This is a genomic window from Halobacillus dabanensis, from assembly GCF_900114165.1.
Classification (GTDB): domain Bacteria; phylum Bacillota; class Bacilli; order Bacillales; family Halobacillaceae; genus Halobacillus; species Halobacillus dabanensis.
Genome location: NZ_FOSB01000001.1, coordinates 309,975 through 334,083 on the forward strand (window position 1 = coordinate 309,975; position 24,109 = coordinate 334,083).

The window sequence follows — 24,109 nt, forward strand, 5'->3', positions numbered from 1 at the left end:
GAGGAGGGTTTCAATATGAATGGAGTAATGGAAGAAAAAACAAATAAAAAAGTAAATCAGGGATCAGCGAAGCCTGAGGTGAATAAAGAGGGAATAAAAAAAGAGAAAGCCAATAATATTATCGAAGTCAGTGACTTAAACTTATGGTATGGATCAGATCAAGCTTTATATGAAGTAAGCATGGATGTACCAGAGAAACAGGTGACAGCGATTATCGGGCCATCTGGTTGCGGTAAGTCGACTTTCTTGAAAACATTAAACCGTATGGTGGAGATGGTGCCGATTGTAAAAACTTCCGGCTCAATCAAATATCGTGATCAGGAAATCTTTAGCAATAAGTATAAAGAAGAATACCTCCGTACAAAGGTAGGAATGGTTTTCCAAAAGCCTAACCCGTTTCCTAAGAGTGTTTATGATAACGTAGCCTATGGACCAAGAATCCATGGTATAAAAAAGAAAGAAGTATTAGATCAAATCGTTGAGAAAAGTTTAAAAGGTGCTGCGATTTGGGATGAGCTGAAAGATCGTCTAAATGAAAATGCCTACGGGCTTTCTGGCGGACAGCAGCAGCGTGTTTGTATCGCACGTGCATTGGCGGTTGAACCGGATGTCATCTTGATGGACGAGCCGACTTCAGCATTAGACCCGATTTCTACAGCAAAAGTAGAAGAGCTAGTTCAGGAGTTGAAAGAAAAATACAGCATAATTATTGTTACACACAATATGCAGCAGGCCGCACGTATTTCAGATAAAACAGCTTTCTTCTTGAATGGAGAATTAATTGAGTTTGCTGACACAGATGACTTGTTCCAAAATCCTCACGACAAGCGAACAGAGGATTATATTACTGGACGCTTCGGTTAATATTTTCAGGGAGGGGATATCCATGTCAATGCGTGTTCATTTCGAAGAAGAACTCGAGGATTTAAAGAAACAAATTAAAGAGTTAGCACTTGAGGCTAAGTATTCACTTGACCAAGCGATCCATGTGTTATATCAAGGGGATGTGGAGGCTGCTAAAAAAATACTGGATGATGATTCATTGATCGATCGTAAGGAAGAAACGATAAACGATGATGCTATTTTGATGCTTGCGAAGCAACAGCCAGTAGCAGGGGATTTGAGAAGGATCATCATTGCCATTAAAATTTCTAGCGATCTAGAACGTATGGCCGATCATTCTACAAATATTGCTAAAGCAACGATTCATTTAGGGGAAAATCATGGGATTGAAGTAGATCCTGAGTTGCGTGAAATGGCCATACTTGCAATGGATATGGTCGATGTGGCAATCAAGTCTTTTGAATATGAAGACATTTCGTTAGCGAAGAAGCTTGCTGATATGGATGATGTTGTAGATAAGAAATACGGATCCATTGTAAAGGAAATGCTGGAATTGACGGCAAATAATCCTGAGCAAATTCAGCACATCATGCAAATGGCTTATGTAGCTAGGTATATTGAGAGGTTCGCTGATCATATAACGAACATCGGTGAAAGTATTTTTTACCTGGTGAAGGGAAGAACCTATGATTTGAATTAATAGAAATGAAGGCATGAATCGAATGTTTCGATTCATGCCTTTTTACGATTTCATTTAACAAAGGGTTTATTTTCATAAGGGGCAAGTTAAAGACACGAGCTAGACCTTTAACATAGAAAGCTCCCTTCATTTACAATGGAAAAGCCACAGCTGGCGCGGTTTTTTCTATTTGGATGTAATGGCTTCTGCAATTTCCTTGTGAGACATTTCAGAAGTTAGAGTAACTTGTCCGATTTGAATATATCGGCTGTAATCATTCTCTTCCATGAAAATTTCGAAAGCTTCAGCATCCTCGATGATATTGGCCTGGAGAAGCTTTTGGCTGATTTTATCCATTGTAGCTCCTGGTGCTATATCAGTGGAGAAAGTATTCACGGAAGTTTCTCTCTTTTTAGAATCATCAGCGGATTCTTGTTTCGACTGAAAATCTTGCCACTCCTCCTTCGTTACAACCTGATACCCTTGCTGTTCAAGTTTTGAAATCATATCTTCTTCACTCATTTCTTCCTCAACAACTTCGGTTACGGAGGGTTCTGTATTCCAGAAAGTGATAGCCATCGCGACTGCTGCGGTGATTAAACCGAGAGCATATGTCCTTATCCAGGGTTTCATGTTCGTAAACCCTCACTTTGCTGTTGTTTTACCATAGAGTGTACGTCGTGTTCACTCAAGTTGGTTTGTTTGGCTATGTAATGGATTTTATAACCTTTGTTGTACATGGATTGTACCGTATCCACAAGTGGCAATGCCCTCGAAGAGTCGTGCTTTTTCAAGGGTTGCTTCATGATCTCTTCCGTAAGATCCTCTGCTAGAAGTTCTTCTTCTAGCACTTTCATTTTCTTTTTCATTTGATAGTTGTGTTGCATCATTGTCATGTTTACTTGTTCCACCTGGTTCTCCAGCTCTTTCATACGGTCATTCATAAAGAAAGATAGAATGAATAAAACAATACCGATTGATGCAATGGTTGCAATGGTGTAGATCAAATTGAATCACTCCTTATTATTCCAAGTTTATTTATAACACACATATAGAAGCGTGGCTATGGGATTTTTCGCTCGTTTTAGATGAATATCTACTTGAAAGGACGTAACGTTTTTGATATTATAAATGAGTCTGATAATGTGGATGAGACAGTGAAAAGTTTTTATGATTAGGAGGAATTACAATGCGCGTAAATATTACACTTGCTTGCACCGAAACTGGTGACCGCAATTATATTAGTACAAAAAACAAGCGTAAAAACCCTGAGCGTCTGGAGCTTATGAAATACAGCCCACGTGTTGGGAAGCACACGCTTCACCGTGAAACGAAGTAAGCAGTAGGATTTTTTCCTACTGTTTTTTTTATACATAAGTCATGTTATATTGTTTTATTTTTTTCATATTACTTTTATTCAACAATATGGCAGGATTGTTAAAGACTCGATTTCGAGATAACCGGGGATTCGTTGCCGTATGAAGAGTCAGGAGTGGTCGGGAAGCTACTCGCTATCCTGTGGGGGATCTGGCGAGCTCCCCCCCCATCCACTCACAAAATATCTCGAAACTGAGTCTTCAAGATAAGGGAGCTTATTAGAAAAAATGAAACGGGGTGGGAAGATGGATAAGACAGAACTAAGGTTCAAGGGTAAACAGATCCTTAGTACCATAAGTGTAAAAGAGCGCCAGGAAATGGAAGCGAAAATGCATCGTCACTTATTTGCAAGCGAACTTTGGAAAAGAGCTAAGGTCGTTGGTGTCACTTTATCTCAATCCCATGAATGGTCGACTGAACCGATTATCGAAGAGGGATGGCGGGCGGGAAAGAAAATGGTAGTCCCCAAATGCTCGCCTAAAGAAAAAGAGATGCAGTTTTATCAATTGGATAGTTATGACCAATTAGAGAGAGTGTACTTTGGGTTAAGAGAGCCGAAACCGAATGAAGATTCCAAAATAGAGAAAGATGATATTGAACTCCTACTTGTACCTGGGCTTCTATTTGATATAAAAGGATATAGGATTGGATATGGTGGGGGCTACTATGATCGTTTCATCGAAGGGTACCGTGGTAAAACCATGATGGTGGCTTCGACCAAACAAAAAATTGATAAATTGCCTATGGAAGAATATGACCAAAGGGTTGAATACATCCTGACAGAGGCTGGGATACAATCTACTTATCAATTTTAACAATGTGTTCACATATTTTCATTCTTTGTGAAATATTGAGCAATGTTTTGTTGTAAAATTAGGATAATCAAAAAAGGGAGTGGTAGTTGTGGAACGTGTTAATCGTGTAGCATTAATTGGTACAGGTGCGGTTGGATCTAGCTATGCATTCGCTTTATTAAATCAAGGAGTAGCTGATGAACTTGTTATGATTGATTTGAATAAAGAAAAGTCTGAAGGCGATGCTATGGACTTGAATCATGGGTTAGCGTTTGCTCCTGCCAATAAGAAAATATGGTTTGGTGATTATAAGGATTGTGCTTATGCAGATATCGTTGTTATTACAGCAGGTGCGAACCAAAAGCCGGGAGAAACTCGTCTGGATCTATTAGAAAAAAACACTGCTATCTTCCACTCCATCGTGAATAATGTTATGGAAAGTGGGTTTGATGGGATCTTTATAGTAGCTACAAACCCGGTTGATATCCTTACTTATATGACAAGGACATTTTCAGGTCTACCTGCTAACCGGGTAATAGGTTCAGGGACTATTCTGGACACGGCTCGCTTACGTTTTCAATTGAGTGAGTACTTCAACATCGACACTCGTAATGTACACGCCTATATTATAGGAGAGCATGGGGATTCTGAGCTACCTGTTTGGAGTCATGCAAATGTTGCAGGTCGTTCTGTTTTCGACAGAATACAGGATCACCCTGATTTGTACGATATCCAGGATCTTGACACGATTTTCGCACAGGTTAGGGACGCCGCTTATCATATTATTGAGCGGAAAGGAGCTACCCATTATGGGATCGCCATGGGTCTTGTCAGACTGACAAAGGCAATACTTCATAATGAAAATGCTGTATTAACAATCTCCGGATATGTTGATGGACAATACGGTGTTGATGATCTTTATATCGGGGTACCTGCGATTGTGAATCGGCAAGGGGTGATGGAAATCATCGAGCTGAACCTTGATTCTGAAGAAAAACTTAAGTTCGAGAAATCCGTTTCCGTTTTAAAAGAAACAATGAAACCGTTGAAGGAAAGCTCCATGTATAAGGATTCGGAAATAAGTAGAAAATAAACGCATCCCACAATAAAAGAGGTGGATGAGATGCGTCAATTGTTCAAATGGGTTCTATTGGTAGGATCCATTACGGCCACTGTTTATAGATATCGGTATAAAGCTTTGGATATGGTAACTAAAGTTCCTTATCTTCGAAAGTTGCTTGTCCGCTTATCCATGAACATTCCCTGGATTCGGCAGAGGTTTCTCTCTCAAATGTTTCATGGACGTTGAATACAATAAGCTGTCAGGGTTTTATCCTGACGGCTTTTTCAATGTCTGGAAAATTACTGGGATAATGTATTTCTTATGGATATAAACTCGTCACTTTTTGTTGCATAGGTTGTTGGTGAAGCTCCTCAGCTTTGAATCATGCTCATCAATAGCTCGACAGTGAAAGCAAATGATATCATGAAAATAGTGAAGGGGGATGGAATGTGTTCATTAAACAAGAATATTACCTTTGGAAGCTGACGTATGATCTAGTTGTCGCTCAGGATTTCCAAGTTTTAAATTTGAATACAGAGCGTGGGGAAATATGGTTGGAAAAAGAGCACGAATGGCAAACACATGTGATTCGGTTAACACATAAACAGATGAATTGGAGAAACGAGTTAAGACGAGATCTTGAAAAAACATACAGGCAGTTAACTCAAAATAAGAAACTGTTTCGCGGTGGAAAGGTTAAGTTACATTCTTTTTATATTTCAGAATATCCACCTGTAGAAGAATGGGAGGATGTTACAGAACATATATCTTCCAGTAAACTTCCTGTTCATGTGTATTACTTAGATGATGAAAATAAAAAAGAGAATCTAGTTCCATTTTACGATTTATTTCAAATGGAAGTACCAATCGTTGATTTTGAAGTGGGCGAAACGGAAATAGAGGCTATGCTTCCTTATTTGAAGCACCAGATTGTGAAACAACAGCAAGAACAACGGAAGCGTGTCATGTCCATTTTTGACTATGGGAAGCCGCGGGTCACCTATTTTTTACTTGCAATTAATATACTTATCTTCCTTTATATTGAATGGGTAGGCGAAAGTACATCTGTATTGACTTTAATTGAATACGGAGCGAAGTACAATCCTGCAATCATAGACGGGGAATGGTGGAGGATCGCCACGTCGATGTTCCTCCACATAGGTGTCCTTCACTTGTTCATGAATATGTTTGCACTATTCTATTTGGGTACCGCAGTGGAAAAGCTTTACGGTACATGGCGGTTTGTCTTCATCTATATGTTATCTGGATTGTTTGGAGGAGTTGCTAGCTTCATGCTTAATCCTCACGTAGCTGCAGGTGCATCTGGTGCTATCTTTGGTTTGTTTGGAGCTTTGCTCTTTTTTGGCGTTCAATATAAGCAATTATTTTTCCGTACGATGGGATGGAATTTAATTTTCATTGTCTGTCTGAATATTGCTTTCGGACTTCTTGTCCCTCAGGTAGATAATGGAGCTCATATCGGGGGGATGATCGGAGGTTTCCTTGCAACTGCAATAGTGCGTATGCCGAAACAAAAAAAGCCACAGATGCAGATTATTGCTCTGGTCACTTATGGAATAGCTCTAAGTAGTATGTTCACCATCGGTCATTTCGGATGGATGAACGGAGAACAAACATTATCTCAAGTCCAGGAAACTCAGGAGTTAAATCAGCAAGGTGCTTATGAAGAGGTCATTGAAAAGACGAGTGAAGCATTAGAATCTCCAGGTCAGTACGAAGCTCCTCTTCTATTCAATAGGTCTTTCGCTTATATGCAGAAAGGAGAGTTAGGTGCTGCGGAGGCTGATTTGCTCCATGTAGTGGAGCTTAACTCGGAAATGGCGGAGGCGCACTACAACTTGGCTATCTTATACCAGGAAAAGAAAGAAAAGGAAAAAGCGACTGAGCATGCTGCACGAGCCGCTGAACTTAACCCGGAAGAAAGTGATTTTCAAAAACTATATAATGAACTACGTCAATAAGCCTGGATCAAACGGTGTTTGGTACCTGTATCATCTTCATAAAGGACAATCAAATGTTTTCCTTTCTTATCAAATAGGATTAAGGGAATATAACTTTGAATGGGATGGGACGATTTTGTATCCGTAATCCCCAATACGTAATTTTTATACAACCCTTCCCAAAGTTGGCCCTTGATCCGTTCGGTGTTTTCTTTTTTAGTCCCTGGGAAAGGCTTGTCTTCATATTCAACTAGTTCCGTCAACGGCACGGGAGTGTATTTCTGTTTATCTATTCCATAGTGAGTAAGAAGTTCATCCCATTGTACTTCAATTTGTTGACGGATAGTATGATCGAGCCTTTCCTGCCATGCTTCCTCTTCTTTATTTGTTGGCGTTTTGAATGCCTTGTTCTTCGAATGAGGAGAGTCAATAACATATAAGTGGTCTCCGGAAGTTGCTTGAATGCTTGTGATCGGATCATCCTTTTCATGAATTTCTCCATGGTGGAAAGAAATGGCTTGGAATCGTTGACTATCTTCGCCATGCAGGGAGGTCTCTTTCTCTATTTCCGTAGCGTTTTCTTCCCATTTAGTCACAACACCCTTCAACCTTCCATTTACATATAAAAGGGAGACGTCCTGTCTTAAGTACATCGGTTTGTCACTTTCGGACGAAAAACTCCATAACACTTCATATTCATCCTCATCCTCCCTCGTATCGAGATTCAACGATGTTCCAAAGGAATGGAACTCACTTTGGTCGTTTAGAGGGAAAAATTTAATCACAGATTCTTCCTTATAATAATGCGTATATAATGCAATCATGATCGCAAGAACTAATGGCCCCAATACCCAATATAACCACACCTTTTTCACACAACCATCTCCTTAAGGGATCCTATCGTTCTGTCGGGTATCTCTATTGAAAGATATGAATGAGCTGGATGGGACATGCTAAGGAATTCAGAAAATGGGCGGATGTATGTTTCTCCGTGATTAGATAAAACTAATCGATAGCATGGCTCGAGGGGGAAGTGATATGGAAAAACAGCACTTGTTTGACAGTTACGATAAAAATGTTTCCTACATGAGAGATCGACTCGGTGTAGAGGAAAGCTTTGATGTCATCCATTTAGATCTCGTTTATGCTGGTCGAGGTATGTCATTGTTTATGGTCGATGGTTTTGTGAAAGATGAAATTCTACAAAGAATTATGAAACTTTTATCGCGGCTGGATGAAACTCAATTAAATCCAGACCCATTGGCGCAATTGTTAAAAACGCACATTCCATATGTAGAACTAGATCAAGAAAAAGATTTAAATAAAGCAGCTGACATGGTTCTGGCCGGTCCTACCGCGTTAATCGTTGAGGGTGTAGATGAAGTTATCCTTATCGATGCGAGGACATACCCCGTCAGAAGTCCTCATGAACCGGATTTAGAAAGGGTTGTTCGTGGTTCAAGGGATGGTTTTGTAGAAACACTTGTTTTTAATACAGCACTTACTAGACGAAGGGTTAGAGATCGCTCATTAAGAATGGAATATTCTCAAATTGGGCGTCGTTCTCAAACAGATATTTGTGTTTGTTATATCAAAGATATTGCTGATGAGGAACGTGTAAAGCATTTGCAAGGTGTCTTGAAGGAAATCGATACGGATGGCTTACCGATGGCCGAAAAAACCATCGAAGAGTATATCAGTGGGCAGTACTGGAATCCGTATCCAGTTATACGTTATACAGAACGACCTGACACGGCTGCAGCCCATTTATATGAAGGCCATATTCTTGTAATCATTGACGGATCGCCAAGTGTCATGATCACCCCTGCTACTTTTTGGCATCATATGCAACATGCGGAGGAATATAGGCAGAAACCGTTAGTTGGTGCTTACTTGCGGTGGGTTCGGTTTTTCGCTTTCTTTGCATCTATTTTTATTCTGCCTTTGTATTTCTTGTTCTCCCAGCAACCTGATCTGTTACCTGAACCTTTATCTTTTATAGGCCCTGCAGAAACGGGTAAGGTTCCTATAATTGTACAGTTTCTGGTTGCAGAAATTGGAATAGATATGTTGAGGATGGCGGCCATTCACACTCCTTCTTCTTTAGGTACGGCACTTGGACTAGTGGCTGCAATTCTTATGGGACAAGTGGCGGTAGATGTTGGTTTATTTTCAAGTGAAGTTGTTTTATATTTGGCGCTTGCTGCGATCGGGACATTTGCAACGCCGAGTTACGAAGTGGGACTTGCAGATCGAATCTCACGGATTGCTTTATTACTTGTGACAGGTATGTTCGGGTTGAAGGGTTATGTCATTGGAGTGACTTTCTGGCTTATTTACTTAGCACGCATGCAAACGTTTCGTACCCCTTATTTATGGCCTTTTCTCCCCTTTTCCTGGAAACCATTACGAGATGTTCTAGTACGCTCGCCCATACCCCTTAAAAATCGCAGGCCTGCATTCTTGCACCCGAAAGACCCTGATCGTTGATCGATCAGGGTTCTTTAACGTTTTCAATTATAACAGGTATTGGTATAATGATAGCAGGTGATAAAACATGAAAACGATTTACGATATTCAACAATACTTAATGAAATTCGGCACGGTCATATACATAGGTGATCGTTTAGCTGATCTCGAATTGATGGAAGAAGAAGTGCGTGAGTTATATAAATCTCAATGTATGACGACAGAAGATTATCAAATGGCGATGCTATTGTTACGAGGCGAGATCGCTCGCCAAAAAGATCGGCAATCAGGGGAGGAATCATAGTGGAACAACTTTATATTGGAGCGGATATTGGCGGGACTACGGTAAAACTCGCTTTTATTAAAGATGACGGATCGATAGTCGAGAAGTGGGAAATTCCAACCAATACGGAATCTGAAGGGAAGTCCATTCCTACAGATATATCCCAATCAATCGATGAAAAACTAAAAGAAAGGAATATACATAAAGAAGCGATTATGGGAATTGGCGCAGGAGCACCAGGTTTTGTAGACACCAGTTCTGGGTTCATCCATGAAGCCGTGAATATTGGGTGGAAAAATTTTGATTTTGGTTCCCATCTAGAAGAGTTGACAGGATTTCCGGTCTGGGTGGATAATGATGCGAACCTGGCTGCTCTTGGAGAAAATTGGCTCGGTGCTGGAAAGGGTTGTACAGAGTTGATTGCTGTCACACTCGGCACAGGTGTCGGTGGAGGAATCATTGCCAATGGTAACGTATTGAATGGGGCAAATGGTACAGCAGCAGAACTCGGTCACGTAACAGTCGTCCCGGTTGGTGGAGTGCCTTGTAATTGTGGAAAAACAGGCTGTTTGGAGACAGTTTCCTCAGCAACAGGTATCGTTAGAAAAGCGAAAGAGATAGCAAGGTCATATCCTGATTCTTTATTGCAAACATTATTAAAGAATGGAGAATTGACCGCCAAAGATGTGTTTGACGCAGCGGATGATGGGGATGAAGCGGCGGAAAAAGTCATTCATGAAGTTACGGATGTTCTTGGTATGGCAATAGCGAATATGGCAATAGCGATCAATCCAGAAAAAATCGTGGTCGGAGGCGGGGTTTCCAAAGCGGGAACTCAATTGCTTGCACCTTTAGAAAAAGCTTACCGTAAATATGCATTAAAGAGAACCGCAGAAGCCTCGAATTTTGGGATTGCAGAATTAGGTAATGATGCTGGCGTTATCGGAGGCGCTTATTTAGTCAAAAAGAATAAATAGTAAAAATAATGAACGTCAAAAAGAGGACGAAATCTATATCAGATTTCGTCCTCTTTTTGACGTTCTGATCAGACTAGTCGGGGGATGGTTTCTCCAATTTTATTGGAATGCAGTTTATTGGTTTTTGCTAATGAAGAGAGGGCTCAGGAGGGAATACCAGTAATCATGTAGGTGTATAGATGGAGGAAGTCCTATTTTTCAACGTTTTATAAACTGTAAAAGAATAGTAATCCTAATGTCATTCCTACATCATTTGCATCCTTTATAATATTATTGTGGACATATCCAATATATTTGCAATTCATTAAAAATAAATTTATTGAAACTTTTGTGGTACAATTTACGTCATATAGTAAGAGGCAGTTTAATATTGATTATAAGTGGAATTTCTTAAAGAAGATAAGGTATTCGGTTAAACTGTGTAAAGTTTAACCTTCAACGTACTACTAGAGGAGGAACGATCATGCTATGGAGAAATAGAAGCATGCCTTTGTTTATCATTGCGACATTGTTATTCGGCTTGAAAACATATGTTGTTTATAGGTTCATGTTTGATTTATCAATAGAAAATCCGATGCAAGAGTTTATACTGCTATTTAATCCAATGGCAAGTGCTTATTTGATATTTGCTATAAGTGTTTGGCTGAAGCCTAAGAATCAAATGAAGTATTTACGTTGGACGACACTGATTGGTTCCCTGATTTTATTTTTGAATTTAGTCTTTTACCGCAATTTTACGGACTTTATCACAATACCCGTTTTATTTCAGGGGAATAATGCCGCAGATCTTACGGGAAGCTTTTTAACACTTCTTCATATAGAAGATATTTTCATATTTGCAGACGTTGCGCTAATTTGGTATTTGAGCAAGAAAAAATTTGACCTTTCCGTAAGACTACCCAAACGCGGGAAAATTGCGGTTACTGCTGTTACGTTTTTACTCTTAGCAGGAAACGTTGTCCTTGCTGAAATAGAGCGCCCAATGTTATTCGTTCGCGCATTTGACCGGGAATACTTGGTGAAGAATATTGGGATTTATAATTACCATCTTTATGACGCAACGATGCAGACGAAAACGAAGGCTCAACGTGTGTTTGCTGACGGAAGCGAAATCAGTGAAATCGAAACCTACCTGGAAGAAACCTCTCCTGATAATCCCGATGAAAAAACGGATTTATATGGAATCGCTGAGGATAAGAATGTGATATTTGTAAGTATAGAATCATTTCAGTCTTTCTTGTTTGATACCAAGATCAATGGTACAGAAACTACACCATTTCTGAATGATTTGAGACACAGTGATGACACGATTACTTTTGAGAATTTTTATCATCAAACAGCTCAAGGGAAAACATCTGATTCTGAATTTATCGTGGAAAACTCGTTATACCCGTTAGGTAGAGGTGCTGTATACTTTACACATGCAGGTAATGAATATAATGCTCTTCCAGAAATTCTAAATGAGGAAGGTTATGAAACATCCGTATTTCATGCGAACAACGGTAGTTTCTGGAACCGTGACGTTATGTACGATAACATTGGATATGATGAGTTTTATGATGAAAAGTCTTATCAAATCACCCCGGAGAATTCCTTCGGGTGGGGGCTGGAAGATAAAGCATTTTTTGAACAATCGATTAAATATCTACAATCACAGGAACAACCATTTTACAGTAAGTTCATAACTCTGACACACCATTTCCCGTTCGAATTGCCGGAAGAGAAAGCGAATATTGATCAATATGATTCTAATTCTAATACACTCAATGCCTTTTTCCAGACAGCCCGTTATACGGACGAATCTTTAGAACTATTCTTCCAGCAGTTGAAAAATGCAGGCTTGTATGAAGATTCCATTATAGTCTTAATGGGAGATCACTATGGCATTAGTGATTTCCATAATAAAGCAATGGGACAATTCCTGGGCAAGGAAGTTACTCCATACGAACAGGTACAGTTACAGCGAGTACCATTCATGGTGCATATCCCAGGCTATGATGATGGAGAAATCAAAGAAAAAGTTGTTGGACAGATTGACGTTAAACCGACATTACTCCACTTACTTGGAATAGAAGAAAATGGTGATATGACGTTTGGCGGTAATATGTTTGCAGAGGATCGAAAAGATTTTATCGCACTGAGAGATGGAAGCTTTATCAGTGAAAATTATGTTTATACGAATGAACTTTGCTATGATCGTTCCACTGGTGAACAATTGACAGACGAAGCTGCAAAAGGTTGCCTGCCAATTAAAGAAAAAGTCGATCAAGATCTTCATTACTCTGATAACATCATTTATGGTGATTTATTTAGGTTTTATGATTTTAATGAAAATGAAGAATGAGGAAGAAGCCGTTATGACTATGTCATAACGGCTTTTTTCCTATGTTCTATAGTTTATATTTATAAAAATCTTTGATTGAAAAGTTCTGGCTATTCTCCGGTGCCTTAGATTACGTTGAATAGGGTTTATTTATCTTGCCTGGTATCTCGTAGTCGAGTAATTATTGAATAAATGATAACATCAAAGTTAGCTTATCAATATTTCATCATAATTTTATACGTGTAAGGGTAATGATATGGACATATATGTTTTTGGAGGGAGAAGCAAATGTTTCGATTTGAAGATGTGTACCAAGGAGTACTGCGTGATTTGAATTTTACAATTGAAAAACAGGACAAGGTCATTCTATTTGGGCCCTCCGGGGCGGGGAAGAGTACATTATTATTTTTATTGAATCGGCTCAATGACCCTGATGAGGGAAAAATTTATTTTAATGACAAACCTCTGGATGCTCAACCGATCACTGAGTTACGTAAAAAAGTAGGGTTGGTTTTGCAAGCACCCAACTTGTTCCCGGGGACGGTGCTGGATAATATTAAATATGGTCCATCTCTTTTTGGAGAATGGGAGGAAAAAGAAGGAAAGAAGTTGTTGGACTATGTACAACTACCTTCAAGCTATTTAGATAGAGATGTTGAGCAACTTTCCGGAGGAGAAAAACAGAGGGTATCTTTAGCGAGGACGTTGGCCAATTCTCCGGAAGTTCTATTGTTGGATGAGCCGACAAGTGCATTGGATTATCGGACCGCCGAAGAAATTGAAGAAGTACTTGAAGAATTGATCGAAGAGCATCGCCTGACAATGTTGATGATCACTCATAATCTTAACCAAGCACGTCGTTTAGGGAATAGGGGTTTGTTCCTAAGTGATGGTCGGCTACTTGAAGATGGCAAGATTCCCGATATGCTCGATAACCCAGAACAAAAGGAGCTTGCCGAATTTCTAGATCAGTAAGGAAGTGACTTTATTTGGCACCAGAAATTTCAAACCAATCATTAATCTTTTTAATTATTTTTGTAATCGTACCCTTAGCTCTCTCTTACTATTACCAATTAGGCGTAAGTAAGAGTGTTATATGGTCAACACTTAGAGGTACAATTCAACTTTTTGCCATTGGCTACATATTAACATTTCTTTTTGATTTGCCGGCATTGTACGGAATTCCATTTATGCTGACAGTAATGATTATTATAGCCACTTTTCATGCTCGACAAAAAGGAAAAGAATTGCCATATGTAGGGTTTATTATATTCTTTGGACTTGTAGTTATTGAGGCAGGTGTACTTTGTCTTTGGCTCATATTTGATATGATTGAATTTAAACCGTCTGAGGTTGTTCCTATGAGTGGGATGGTGATTGGAAATAGTATGACAGCCATGGGATTGGCATTAGAAAGAATGAAGACAGAGTTTAAAGAAAATAATGGTCGCTTACTTGCCTCCTTATCCCTTGGAGCAGAACCGAAACAAGCTTCTCATTTGATTATCCAGAAAACTTTGCATGCATCATTAATTCCCAACGTGGACCGGTTAAAGACGATCGGTCTGGTTCAGCTTCCCGGTATGATGACTGGTCTCATTCTTGGTGGTGTTTCCCCCGTAATGGCTATTAAATACCAACTAGTCATTTCCTTGAGCATTTTTTCCTCTGTTTCTTTAAGTGCTATGTTCATCACATTATGTATGTACAGGTACTTCTTTAATAAAAATAAACAACTACTACAAAATGATGAAGAAATAAGTAACTCAAGGTCTTAATTAAAAGTGAAAATGACTTGGTATGTTTTAAAAGCTATGGTCTTTTAAATGTCCAGCTAATAAAAAAAGCAAGCAGGCACCAAGGGCCGCTTGCTTTTTTTATTTTTTAAGCAAATAAATTGTACCAGATTGTCATGACGGAGAACCAACCGAAAATCAATGCTGATATACCTGCAAAGAGTACGGCGAAGAAGTTCTTCGTTTTAAGTTCGCGAAATACAGCGAATACGCAAAGGATTGTAACGAGTAAAAGAAGAATGGCTGTTACCAAGTTCAGCACCCCCAATATCTCTTTTCATTATTATCATCCAGAAGTGATGGATGTTATACTATATGTAGCGAGTATTCGTACTCATTTATTTTATAGTAAATAAAGAAAAATGTCGAGTTATCTATCCTCATTTTATAAAAATCTCAAAGAGGTGTTTAGTCAATGATGAAAATTTCACGTTTACCATTGGGTCCGATGGCCACGAACGCTTACGTTGTTCATGAGAATAAAAAAGCCCTAGTGATCGACCCGGGTGGAGACTTTGAAAAACTGCAAGAATATTTGAAAGAAAGAGAGCTCGAGGTAGAAGCTATACTACTTACACATGCCCATTTCGATCATATCGGAGCAGTCGATGCTGTAAGGGAAGCTTATGATGCACCTGTCTACATACACGAAAAGGAAGCAGAGTGGCTTGGGAATCCTCAGAAAAATGGTTCGGGTTTATTTGGATTAGGGGAAATTACCGCTGCTCCGGCAGATCACCATTTTGAAATTGGTCAAGCAGAGATCGGTGGCTTTCCTTTTGAAATTCGTCATACGCCAGGACATTCACCTGGAAGTGTTTCTTTTGTATTTAGAAACCAACGCCTGACGATAGCGGGAGATACCCTGTTTCAAAGTGGAATTGGGCGTACGGATCTTCCGGGTGGAAGTAGGGAAGAACTGGAGCGGAGTATCAAAGAACAGTTGTTCACTCTCCGTAACGATATGAGGATTTTTCCGGGACACGGATTGCCAACAACCGTAGGAGAAGAAAGAGATACAAATCCTTTCTTTCAATAAATATCTATACAAAAGAAGAACCTGTCATCCGAGGATGACAGGTTCTTTTTTAGTGGCCACCAAACCCTGGTACTAAGATGAAAGAACAATAATACGTAAACCCAATCATAAAGACTGTCAAGTATGAGAAAAATATGTACACATACATACGCTCTGACAGCTTAAGGTAACCAACAGTAAGGAAAAAAGCCGTTTGAACTAAAGATAATAATGATGCTTCCATCATATCGCCTGTATAGAACATGACAGCGAAGATACCTGTCCAAAAGGCTAGCACTCGAAACATACGATCCATGCTTTTTTCCCCCTCCTTTTCTCTCGTTAAACTATCATCCATATTATAAACGACCCTGTAACAATTGTAAATAAAACGTCTTCATCTTTACTTTTCTCAGTATTTGTATTTCCCTTTACTCGTATTCCTAAAAGTAAGATTATCGGCGATTTATTTCTTTATGAAAAAAAGAGTTTAATTTATTGTACAAAGGTTATACAACAACTATACAATAAAGGTGTTAAATTAGCGAGGAGCGGTGAAGATGGAAGATATAATATTTTATACGTACCCAAGTTGTACATCCTGTCGACGCACGAAGTCATGGTTAAACAAGCAGGGGGTGGATTTTAACGAAAAGCATTTGTTTCGTCAGACTCCTTCCGCCGATGAGTTACGAAGAATTCTTTCTCTTACAACACACGGTATAGATGAAATTCTGGCCAAACGGAGTAAAGAATACAAAACCCTTGAGGTGGATGTAGAGGACTTATCCTTGAATGAGTTCTTAGATCTACTCATTGAAAAGCCAAAGCTTTTGAGAAGGCCTATTTTAACCAACGGAGAGAGTCTTGTGGTCGGTTATGATGTTGACGGTTTACGGGGGATAGTAGATGTACGAATGGATTACAAAGCAAATATTTCCTAACTTATTGCGAAACGCATCTCTATAATTGAGATGCGTTATTTGCTTAGAGAGTGAAAAGTCATGGTATGCTTTATACCTCCAAAACGATCAGTGATAATCCAATCACAAGCCCAGTTCATTTCTGATTCCCTGATACAATTCGCTGTTCCTTCTCCATTTGGTGTAGAATGAATAAAGTCATGCTGAGCTGATAGTTCTGGAAGGATGACTAACTCCTCTTCCAGAGGATTGCGTGATTGTTCTAGTATATGTTGTTTTACAACTGCTGACTTATGAGTGCTTGTCTGTATTAATTGGCTTTTCAATTGTTGAACACCTGTGAAAGTTACAAGCAGAAGTAAATAACAAACCATCAGCACCCATGGGAAAATACTACCTTTTTCATCACTTAGGAAGGTGAATGAGGTATTTGTATATCGCACCATTCATCATCTCCACTTTCATTTGGATAGAAGATTCTTTTCTACTAAAGTGGATATTCCTTACTCCTTGGATCATAACTTCATGTCCCTTCCGATCCACCCTTCGTCGTACCACCGATTCATACTGGTCAATAACGACATGCCGCTGTTGTTGGTCGATGAAAGATAATATCTCCGAGCGCACCATAAAACTTCTTGATTGGTTTAGTTCCTCTTGGATGATTGCTGATAATTGGCGTGCAGAAGTTTCTGTATAATAATCCTCCGTCTTAAATAATGAAATAAGTGGTACAGAAATGGAGAGAATAGTCATCGTCAATAATAGGGTGATTATGACTTCCAAAAGAGTAAAGCCCACTTCATTCCGCATAAAGACAAAACTCCTTATATGAGTTCTTTTGGTCTTTCCATTTTGCACACCCCTTGGTCCATTGATCTTCATATACGATCGAAAAAGTTACCGTGGTTCCTATATCATAAGTGTGAGGAAAGCTATGGAGAGTCTCACTGTGTATATAGTCATGGAACTCATCGTGTAAGCGTGTGATTACTTTCTGTTCCATATGCAAGTATTTCAAGGAAAGTCTTATGTCCATATAGAGAGGAAGGACACTCATTATAGCCATAAGAAGTAAGCTGAAAGCTGTGATGGTCTCTATCATTGTGAATCCATCAGCTTTCTTCAATACGGACCCTGCTCGCGCCAAATGGAAACACGATTGTGAATGTTTTGTTAGGAGCCACAAACTGCATGGAGCCTCCTTGATAAATCATACCTTTCTGGTTAAAGCGGACAGTAGGTTCTAATGTCAACATATTGATACTCCATCCCTTAGGTAATTTTCTTTTGAAAACATTACGGCGGTTCTTCCTATCATGGAGAATATATTCTGTTGAATCCTCGTTGAAAAGAAGTTGGTAGTAAATGTGGTCATTCATTGTCAATGTTTGGGTTAATAACACATCCTCTTTGAATTGTTGTACAGTTTTAGATGATTGAACATTCAGATATGTCCGATGGTGAAGTGGTAAAATACATGCTAATAGAACAGACCAAAGAAGGAGGACGATCAGCATCTCCGATAATGTATAGCCTTCATTCGCTGCTCGCCGGGGCAGAAACGACACCATCTTCATATTGGAGTTCACTTCCATCTGGGCAAGTACTCTGGGTAATATACCCCTCTGTAATAAGTGTTTGGAGACTTTCAGGGCGTTTAGAGTTATCGATAAAGTAGGCTTCCACTTGGGCTTCTGTCGTTTTGAGTAATGCCTCACACCCTTTATCTTTGACGGTCGTACTATTTTTCGACATGTTAGGAATAGTGATGATCAAAAGTACAGAAATGACAAGCAGGACGATGAGCATTTCAATCAGGGTAAATCCTCTTTCATTATTCAACATGATGTAAACTCCTTTTTTTATATTTGATTCATCCATTGGTAGAGAGGGAGCATGATGGATGCATAGATACTGATGATCACAATAGCGATAATAATAAAAAATATGGGTTGAATTAGATGGAGCCACGAATTGATTTTTTGCTCGATATATTCCATGAAGAAATCGGAGAGCATCTCTAATTCATCTTTTAAAGCCTGGATATCATTCGTATGATGAAAAATGTTAGTGAGTTCTTTTCTGAACAAGGAACATTGATAAATTGCTTGAGCAAAGCTCTTTCCTTGGGATAATTCAGCCAAAATGATATTGCTGTAATGGGACAATATGTCATATTTTTTATGTTGTTCCATCAATTCTATCGCTTCTTTTAGTGTCAACCCGGCTTGGAGGAGTGAGTAGAGGTGAGTCGTAAACAACAACGATAACAAAAAGGATTGGTAAATTTTTAGTGGAGGGATATTCTCGTACAGAGAAATTTTTTTTGATAAGTCTAAACGGGGTAAAATAAACACAAATGCTAACAGTAAGAGGATAATAAATACTGCTATTCCTCCTAGTGTATTTAATACAAAGATCATGGCGTTCATGAGTGTTAGGTTTTGATTATTTTGACCTTCGAAGAGAGTAATGAAATTCGGCATCACTGTTTTTTGCATTACGGTGAAAGCTATGACTAAGAATATAAAAAGGAAAATGGGATATCGGATAACTCTTAATAATTTTTGTTTGTATTTTTGTTTCATTTCTAACAAGTCTTTGCACTGTATAAAGCATTTCGGCAAATCGTAATGGGTATGGCTAAAATAAAGGAAGTTAGTCACGGTCTGGGATAAATGAGCTTTCTCACAAGCGATATGAAAAGGAGCGCCAGCACGAAGGTGAGCTTCAATTATTGCTGACGTAGGCTTTAGCTTTATATCCCATCCTGTCATTTTCAAAGCATCGAGTAATGGATAGCCTTTTTCTAATATGTGACTCAAACGTTTGAAAAAATTGATTTGGTGCTGAATGGATAAACGGGGATTATTTTTTTGGTTCCACTTCATTTTCAGGAATGAAGCCGAGAGCATATGCTTTCCTCCTTAAGTGCATGAAATCTGAAAAGATTATGTTGGTAGATGGGTCTCCTTGAATCGCTTTTTGAAGGGTAGAGCCTTCTAACAATTCTAAGATGGCTGCTCTATTCGGTAAATGGTCACCCCCTTCAACCGGGACTAGTTGCTGCGAGGCGATAGCGATCATTGATTGTTCCAATTCTGCTTGTTGAATGTTCATCTCCTTAAGTCGATGGATTGTACCTATTGCGTTCCGGGCATGGATGGTACTGATGACCAGATGTCCACTTAATGCAGCTCGGAAGGCAAACTGTGCTGTGGCTCTGTCGCGAATTTCACCAACCATTAAGAGGTCAGGATCATGACGTAAGGCCGCCTTTAAACCAGTATCATAGGTAATGCCGGCCCTTTCATTTACTTGAACCTGTATTATGTTGTTTAAATTCTTTTCAATTGGATCTTCTAAGGTGATAGCTTGGAAGGAACTTTGGGTTATGAGAGATTGAAGAAGAGCATAAAGGGTAGTGGTCTTCCCGCTTCCTGTCGGTCCAGTGAAGAGGATCATACCGCTTCTATAATGTAGCCATTTCTGGATATTCATCAATTGGTAAGGAAAAAGGAAGAGCTGTTCGAGCGGAGTGTGGTCCATTGGGCGAAGGATACGGATAGCAAGACTCTCTGTACCGGTGATCGGTAGGGTAGATAAACGAAGGTCGAAGATGGATTGATTAGATCGATGCTGCAAGGTACCATTCTGCGGACGTTTTTGTTCGCCAATATCCATTCCTGATGTGAATTTGAAATAGGAAAGCATTTTTTCGTACATTGGTAAAGGTAAGGCGGAATGGAAAATTCTGTTGCCATGGATGCGGAAGTGAACGGAGGTGGTTTCCCCATAAGGAGAAAAATGGATGTCTGAAGCGCTCTGCTGGATTGCGGATACAATCAGATTATGAACGTGGTTGGCAATGGAATTCAAATACAAATCACCCCTTTTTTATATTTTGACAATATATATCATTCGACATAAAAGGTGAAATTCCTGCTCTATTTTCAATATTGTTATAACAGAGGACATTTTCTTCAACAACCCTCGCATATTTCTCTACTTCCATATACAATAACACCAACATTATTATACATTATTTATATAGGAGGAGTTTTTTTGATTTATCTTGTAGGATTTATGGGCAGTGGAAAATCAACAGTTGCCGAACAGCTTAGTCGCAAATTGGGCATGCCGTACATAGAAATGGATGAGGAAATAGAAAAACAAGAGGGGCTCAGTATATCAGAAATGTTTGCAACACAAGGGGAGTCATTTTTCAGAGAAAAAGAGACATCTTTCTTGAGAGGGATATCAAAAGATGTAATCGTATCAACCGGTGGTGGTATCATCCTTTCAAAGGACAATCGGCATCTTTTAAAATCAGGAACAGTCATATATTTAAAAGCTGAGTGGGAGACCATTGTTAAGCGCTTAAGGGAGGATACAAATCGTCCTTTATGGAAGGGAGACGAACAAGAGAAGAAAAATCGCTTTGAATCTCGCTTGGCACTTTATGATGAAGTGGCTGATGAAATTGTTTCTGTGGATGAGCGAACCCCGTGTGAAATTGCTGTAGATATTCAGAAACGTATAAAATGAGGAAATTCCTAGCATACTAAAAGCAAAAGTATGTACAAAAGAGGGGATTTTCATGAACCAGAACGACTATGTAAAATTTTTGACAGAAGAAATGGTCAAGTATATGCACATGTCCAAAGAAGAAAAACAAAAAAGGAAGGATGCTAAACCTTCAAAGAAATCTTCTTTCTATTGGTTTGGAATCCTTCCCTTCGCTTTCAAGATGCTCAGGAGAAAACGCAAAATCACCAATCATTGAAAAGGTAAGAAAAGCCGCTGATTTATTTCAGAGGCTTTTTTTGTCTTCACTATTTCCTCTGTGCAGGGTTTTTCCGTGTTTGATGGAATTTACAAAAACTTAAAAGAATGTTAATGGTAAATCCATTGAGCACTCGTATCTTGAGAGATGTAAAAGAGACCTCCATTGATTACCTCCATTTCTATATAAGGTTTATACCGGTTATCAATTTGCTCTCGTTCTTTCGTAAAAGATTCCAGATCGATATCCTCTGATTCATAAAAAGACTCAAGAAGTTTTTTTTCTTTTTCCAAGTGATGGAGAGAGTCTATAGCCCATTCATTATCAAGAGAGGAGACATATGTTTCGATGTGTCGCTCCATACGCTTATATGCACTTGTGAGGGATATCACTGGTGACATCGGAAAGGTGTAATCAGAGACTTTTGTTTCGAAATCGATGTTTTGAATCTTATCCATCATCCCGAGCATCATTGTCCCATGGATTAAATTGATCCCTATCGAAATTGGCTCATCTTTCGCTTTTTTACCTCGATAGTGCAGGAGAGCATTAACGATGAGCCAAGGACTCATCGCCTTGTTTCGGCCACTTATTTCCCGAACAACCTCATAAAGGCGGGCAGTTCGGCCTTTTTGGATGGCCGTATTATAAAGGGTGTGTAGTTTAGGAGTTCCAGCATGTAAGTAGATACCGCCGTTTTTCTTTTGTTCTGTATCCGTGAAGGTAAGCTGCATAGGAGCTCCTTCTCTGTTCATTTTTTTCATGTAATGCCAGTAAAAAGGGCGGTTCATAATTTCTTCATCCATCTCACACGTTAACTGGATGGTAAAGTGGGAATGATGATCGTTGACAATGGAACATCCATAAGATAGAAAGAATTGCTTCACAAATGATGTGTAGCGGTTGGCGGTGTTCAACTTGATTCTCTCCTTTCATTAACCGTATGCTCAACATAACTGACAAGGTTGCTCAATTTGATATCGACTTCTCCTTGACTGTCCGATTGTTTTAAAATGGATTGGATTTGTTGATCAAAGCTTCCTCCTGGAATCTGCTCCAAAATATGATCTAAATCACCAACAGCATTTTTGAACATCTCGATTTTTTCATAAAGCATTTTCATAATGTGATCTTCTATTGTATCTTTGACAGCGAAATTATAGATCTTCACATCGTGCTCCTGACCAAATCGGTGGATACGACCAATTCGTTGTTCCAGCCTCATCGGATTCCAGGGTAGGTCGTAGTTGATCATATGATGACAGAATTGCAGGTTGATTCCCTCACCGCCAGCTTCTGTAGCTACCATTACTTGAGCTTTATTCTGGAATAGTTGCTTCATCCAATCCCGTTTGCTTTTATTGAATTTACCATTGAATGGAACCGAGGTAATCCCATGTTGTTGTAGATACCACTGCAAATAAAATTGGGTAGCCCGGTACTCAGTGAATATTATGAATTTCTCCTCTGTTTTTTCAATCAACTCTGCCATCTTTTTGGCTTTTACATGGTGAGGAAGTTGACCGATGGCTTCAATGTATTCATCATATACCTTTGCTTTTTCCTCTGGGGCATTTTTTTTCAGTTGTTTTAATGACATATAACAAGCCTCTCTCGAAGAACAAAGTTCTTTGGCTAAAGTCAGCCATGTAAAAGAAGGATGGTTTGCTTTTAGGGCTTCTAGTTTCTGATACATCGCTGTTTCCTCTTCTGTAAAAGAAAGGAGCTCATTGACGACTTTTCTTTTGGATGAGTCTAATCCGGTATCTTTTCTTCTATTACGGATCATCAAGTGGCCAACAAGAGAGTGAATATGTTGGATGTTATCCTCTTCCTCCGCATTCTTTTGGTATTTCTTTTTAAAATCAGTCAAATTGCCTAGATATCCGGGTTTTAAAATGGATACTAGATTAAAAAGGTCACTCAGCTTGTTTTGGATCGGTGTCGCTGTCAGCAATAAGCAATATGTTTTCTTTAGAGATTGGACAAACTGATAGTTCTTTGTTTTATGATTTTTTAGTTTATGAGCTTCATCGATAATAATGAGGTCATAATCGATAGATAGAATCTCTTCTCGATGATTTTCCCGCTTAGCCATATCAATAGAAGTGACCGTTACATCCCATTCTTTCCATGAGGCCTGCTTTTTGCGAGGGGAAGCGGCCTGGATGTAAAATTTTTCGTTAAGCTCCTGAATCCATTGGTTCACAAGCGACGCAGGTGTCAATATAAGTATTTTTTTCGCTCTCCCTCTCACCATATATTCTTTTAGGATGAGCCCTGCTTCCAGTGTTTTCCCTAAACCTACTTCATCTGCAAGAATTGCACGCCCATTCATTTGATGGACAACTGTTTCTGCAGCTTCTACCTGATGCTCCATAAAATTGACATGTGGTAGGTGGTCAAGAGAAAGTAAACCTTCGAACTTTGGTACTGTTTTAAATTGAGCCGCTTGATGCGCAAGCTTAAAACCATCCCAAGTTGCTAATTTGTCGGGGTGGTCTAAGTTTTCTTGAAGTGTTTGAATAAATGAATGGTCTGGACGTATTTCTAACATGCGTATATCCCCTCCATCATTCTGAATGATAAAAGATTGTGAATAATTGTAGAATTTTCATGTCTTTTGTGAATGCTGCGTGATATAATGGGGCTGCAAATAACCATAATCTATGGAAACGTTACACATTAGTATGCCCGGTAAAATCTAGAAGAATACGAAAGCGAATGACTGTAGAGGGAGAGACTACTTTTGTAGCGCCGAAGGAGCAAACAAGGAATTGTGAATCTCTCAGGCAAAAAGACCTCTATAGGACG

30 protein-coding genes and 1 riboswitch are annotated in these 24,109 nt (G+C 39.2%); of the genes, 17 read left to right on the forward strand and 13 right to left on the reverse strand.

From position 1 onward, the window contains the following. Window positions 1-15: 15 nt before the first annotated feature. The gene (pstB, locus tag BMZ58_RS01550; RefSeq protein WP_244151465.1) at window positions 16-864 is read left to right on the forward strand and encodes a phosphate ABC transporter ATP-binding protein PstB; all 849 of its coding nucleotides are present in this window, start codon (window positions 16-18) and stop codon (window positions 862-864) included. A 22-nt stretch (window positions 865-886) separates the two neighbouring features. After that, window positions 887-1,543, forward strand: coding sequence for a phosphate signaling complex protein PhoU (gene phoU, locus BMZ58_RS01555; RefSeq protein WP_075034791.1), 657 nt, complete (start codon window positions 887-889; stop codon window positions 1,541-1,543). Between the two features lie 165 nt (window positions 1,544-1,708). Here the strand turns inward: phoU and BMZ58_RS20630 are convergent, their stop codons facing one another. Then, window positions 1,709-2,155, reverse strand: a complete 447-nt coding sequence (locus BMZ58_RS20630) for an endolytic transglycosylase MltG (protein WP_083412467.1) — start codon at window positions 2,153-2,155, stop codon at window positions 1,709-1,711. After that, window positions 2,152-2,529: a hypothetical protein gene (locus BMZ58_RS21395; protein WP_075034792.1), complete on the reverse strand. Its 378-nt coding sequence runs from the start codon at window positions 2,527-2,529 to the stop codon at window positions 2,152-2,154. Before BMZ58_RS21395 ends, BMZ58_RS20630 begins: the two co-directional genes overlap by 4 nt. A gap of 182 nt (window positions 2,530-2,711) precedes the next feature. Between BMZ58_RS21395 and rpmG the strand changes: the two genes are divergently transcribed. From rpmG to BMZ58_RS01590, 5 genes are all read left to right on the forward strand, one after another. Then, complete coding sequence (gene rpmG, locus BMZ58_RS01570) at window positions 2,712-2,861, forward strand: 50S ribosomal protein L33 (protein ID WP_035509116.1); 150 nt, start codon at window positions 2,712-2,714, stop codon at window positions 2,859-2,861. A gap of 283 nt (window positions 2,862-3,144) precedes the next feature. Beyond that, entirely contained in the window at window positions 3,145-3,714 is a 570-nt protein-coding gene (locus BMZ58_RS01575; RefSeq protein WP_075035090.1) for a 5-formyltetrahydrofolate cyclo-ligase, read from the forward strand. A gap of 88 nt (window positions 3,715-3,802) precedes the next feature. Then, on the forward strand, window positions 3,803-4,786 hold the full coding sequence (locus BMZ58_RS01580) for an L-lactate dehydrogenase (protein ID WP_075034793.1): 984 nt from the start codon (window positions 3,803-3,805) through the stop codon (window positions 4,784-4,786). 30 nt (window positions 4,787-4,816) lie between these two features. Continuing rightward, on the forward strand, window positions 4,817-5,002 hold the full coding sequence (locus BMZ58_RS01585) for a hypothetical protein (protein WP_075034794.1): 186 nt from the start codon (window positions 4,817-4,819) through the stop codon (window positions 5,000-5,002). Between the two features lie 203 nt (window positions 5,003-5,205). Further along, a complete protein-coding gene (locus tag BMZ58_RS01590) occupies window positions 5,206-6,738 on the forward strand; it encodes a rhomboid family intramembrane serine protease (RefSeq protein ID WP_075034795.1) in 1,533 nt (510 codons plus the stop codon). Here the strand turns inward: BMZ58_RS01590 and BMZ58_RS01595 are convergent. Beyond that, complete coding sequence (locus tag BMZ58_RS01595) at window positions 6,732-7,592, reverse strand: hypothetical protein (RefSeq protein WP_075034796.1); 861 nt, start codon at window positions 7,590-7,592, stop codon at window positions 6,732-6,734. The two genes, BMZ58_RS01590 and BMZ58_RS01595, sit on opposite strands and share 7 nt — an antisense overlap. Window positions 7,593-7,755: 163 nt before the next feature. On the opposite strand from BMZ58_RS01595, the gene BMZ58_RS01600 reads away from it, so the two are divergent. The 6 genes from BMZ58_RS01600 to BMZ58_RS01625 all read left to right on the forward strand — a co-directional run bounded on the left by BMZ58_RS01600 (window position 7,756) and on the right by BMZ58_RS01625 (window position 14,547). Continuing rightward, a complete protein-coding gene (locus tag BMZ58_RS01600; protein WP_075034797.1) occupies window positions 7,756-9,207 on the forward strand; it encodes a spore germination protein in 1,452 nt (483 codons plus the stop codon). Window positions 9,208-9,274: 67 nt separating this feature from the next. Continuing rightward, on the forward strand, window positions 9,275-9,490 hold the full coding sequence (locus BMZ58_RS01605; protein ID WP_075034798.1) for a YqgQ family protein: 216 nt from the start codon (window positions 9,275-9,277) through the stop codon (window positions 9,488-9,490). Then, window positions 9,487-10,446 carry an ROK family glucokinase gene (locus tag BMZ58_RS01610; protein WP_075035091.1) on the forward strand — a complete coding sequence of 320 codons (960 nt, stop codon included), beginning with the start codon at window positions 9,487-9,489 and terminating at the stop codon, window positions 10,444-10,446. The genes BMZ58_RS01605 and BMZ58_RS01610 overlap by 4 nt, the downstream gene beginning before the upstream one ends. 463 nt (window positions 10,447-10,909) lie before the next feature. Then, window positions 10,910-12,790, forward strand: coding sequence for an LTA synthase family protein (locus BMZ58_RS01615; RefSeq protein ID WP_075034799.1), 1,881 nt, complete (start codon window positions 10,910-10,912; stop codon window positions 12,788-12,790). Between the two features lie 267 nt (window positions 12,791-13,057). Continuing rightward, on the forward strand, window positions 13,058-13,744 hold the full coding sequence (locus BMZ58_RS01620) for an ABC transporter ATP-binding protein (protein WP_075034800.1): 687 nt from the start codon (window positions 13,058-13,060) through the stop codon (window positions 13,742-13,744). A 14-nt stretch (window positions 13,745-13,758) separates the two neighbouring features. Continuing rightward, window positions 13,759-14,547: an ABC transporter permease gene (locus tag BMZ58_RS01625; RefSeq protein ID WP_083412468.1), complete on the forward strand. Its 789-nt coding sequence runs from the start codon at window positions 13,759-13,761 to the stop codon at window positions 14,545-14,547. A 106-nt stretch (window positions 14,548-14,653) separates the two neighbouring features. Here the strand turns inward: BMZ58_RS01625 and BMZ58_RS01630 are convergent, their stop codons facing one another. Next, window positions 14,654-14,827 carry a DUF2759 domain-containing protein gene (locus BMZ58_RS01630; protein ID WP_341864763.1) on the reverse strand — a complete coding sequence of 58 codons (174 nt, stop codon included), beginning with the start codon at window positions 14,825-14,827 and terminating at the stop codon, window positions 14,654-14,656. 153 nt (window positions 14,828-14,980) lie between these two features. On the opposite strand from BMZ58_RS01630, the gene BMZ58_RS01635 reads away from it, so the two are divergent. Next, entirely contained in the window at window positions 14,981-15,604 is a 624-nt protein-coding gene (locus BMZ58_RS01635) for an MBL fold metallo-hydrolase (protein WP_083412469.1), read from the forward strand. Between the two features lie 49 nt (window positions 15,605-15,653). Here the strand turns inward: BMZ58_RS01635 and BMZ58_RS01640 are convergent, their stop codons facing one another. Next, entirely contained in the window at window positions 15,654-15,899 is a 246-nt protein-coding gene (locus BMZ58_RS01640) for a DUF2626 domain-containing protein (RefSeq protein WP_075034802.1), read from the reverse strand. Between the two features lie 244 nt (window positions 15,900-16,143). Here BMZ58_RS01640 and BMZ58_RS01645 point away from each other — a divergent pair, with 244 nt between their 5' ends. Further along, window positions 16,144-16,527: a Spx/MgsR family RNA polymerase-binding regulatory protein gene (locus BMZ58_RS01645; protein WP_075034803.1), complete on the forward strand. Its 384-nt coding sequence runs from the start codon at window positions 16,144-16,146 to the stop codon at window positions 16,525-16,527. Between the two features lie 35 nt (window positions 16,528-16,562). Here BMZ58_RS01645 and BMZ58_RS01650 read toward each other — a convergent pair whose 3' ends face one another. The 6 genes from BMZ58_RS01650 to comGA all read right to left on the reverse strand — a co-directional run bounded on the left by BMZ58_RS01650 (window position 16,563) and on the right by comGA (window position 20,388). Further along, a complete protein-coding gene (locus BMZ58_RS01650) occupies window positions 16,563-16,952 on the reverse strand; it encodes a hypothetical protein (RefSeq protein ID WP_075034804.1) in 390 nt (129 codons plus the stop codon). Continuing rightward, on the reverse strand, window positions 16,912-17,319 hold the full coding sequence (comGF, locus tag BMZ58_RS01655) for a competence type IV pilus minor pilin ComGF (RefSeq protein ID WP_075034805.1): 408 nt from the start codon (window positions 17,317-17,319) through the stop codon (window positions 16,912-16,914). Before comGF ends, BMZ58_RS01650 begins: the two co-directional genes overlap by 41 nt. A gap of 302 nt (window positions 17,320-17,621) precedes the next feature. Further along, window positions 17,622-18,104 (reverse strand): competence type IV pilus minor pilin ComGD, encoded by a 483-nt coding sequence (gene comGD, locus BMZ58_RS01665; protein ID WP_244151466.1) that lies wholly within the window; start codon window positions 18,102-18,104, stop codon window positions 17,622-17,624. Next, window positions 18,046-18,354, reverse strand: a complete 309-nt coding sequence (comGC, locus tag BMZ58_RS01670) for a competence type IV pilus major pilin ComGC (RefSeq protein ID WP_279626112.1) — start codon at window positions 18,352-18,354, stop codon at window positions 18,046-18,048. Before comGC ends, comGD begins: the two co-directional genes overlap by 59 nt. A gap of 17 nt (window positions 18,355-18,371) precedes the next feature. Then, on the reverse strand, window positions 18,372-19,400 hold the full coding sequence (locus BMZ58_RS01675; RefSeq protein WP_244151467.1) for a type II secretion system F family protein: 1,029 nt from the start codon (window positions 19,398-19,400) through the stop codon (window positions 18,372-18,374). After that, window positions 19,378-20,388: a competence type IV pilus ATPase ComGA gene (gene comGA, locus BMZ58_RS01680; RefSeq protein WP_075034809.1), complete on the reverse strand. Its 1,011-nt coding sequence runs from the start codon at window positions 20,386-20,388 to the stop codon at window positions 19,378-19,380. Before comGA ends, BMZ58_RS01675 begins: the two co-directional genes overlap by 23 nt. A 186-nt stretch (window positions 20,389-20,574) precedes the next feature. On the opposite strand from comGA, the gene BMZ58_RS01685 reads away from it, so the two are divergent. Next, window positions 20,575-21,057: a shikimate kinase gene (locus BMZ58_RS01685; RefSeq protein WP_075034810.1), complete on the forward strand. Its 483-nt coding sequence runs from the start codon at window positions 20,575-20,577 to the stop codon at window positions 21,055-21,057. Between the two features lie 52 nt (window positions 21,058-21,109). Continuing rightward, window positions 21,110-21,295 (forward strand): YqzE family protein, encoded by a 186-nt coding sequence (locus tag BMZ58_RS01690; RefSeq protein WP_075034811.1) that lies wholly within the window; start codon window positions 21,110-21,112, stop codon window positions 21,293-21,295. 110 nt (window positions 21,296-21,405) lie between these two features. Here BMZ58_RS01690 and BMZ58_RS01695 read toward each other — a convergent pair whose 3' ends face one another. Both BMZ58_RS01695 and BMZ58_RS01700 read right to left on the reverse strand, forming a co-directional pair. After that, window positions 21,406-22,212, reverse strand: a complete 807-nt coding sequence (locus tag BMZ58_RS01695; RefSeq protein ID WP_075034812.1) for a YqhG family protein — start codon at window positions 22,210-22,212, stop codon at window positions 21,406-21,408. After that, window positions 22,209-23,852: a DEAD/DEAH box helicase gene (locus BMZ58_RS01700; RefSeq protein WP_075034813.1), complete on the reverse strand. Its 1,644-nt coding sequence runs from the start codon at window positions 23,850-23,852 to the stop codon at window positions 22,209-22,211. Before BMZ58_RS01700 ends, BMZ58_RS01695 begins: the two co-directional genes overlap by 4 nt. 167 nt (window positions 23,853-24,019) lie before the next feature. Next, a riboswitch (glycine riboswitch) is annotated at window positions 24,020-24,109 on the forward strand.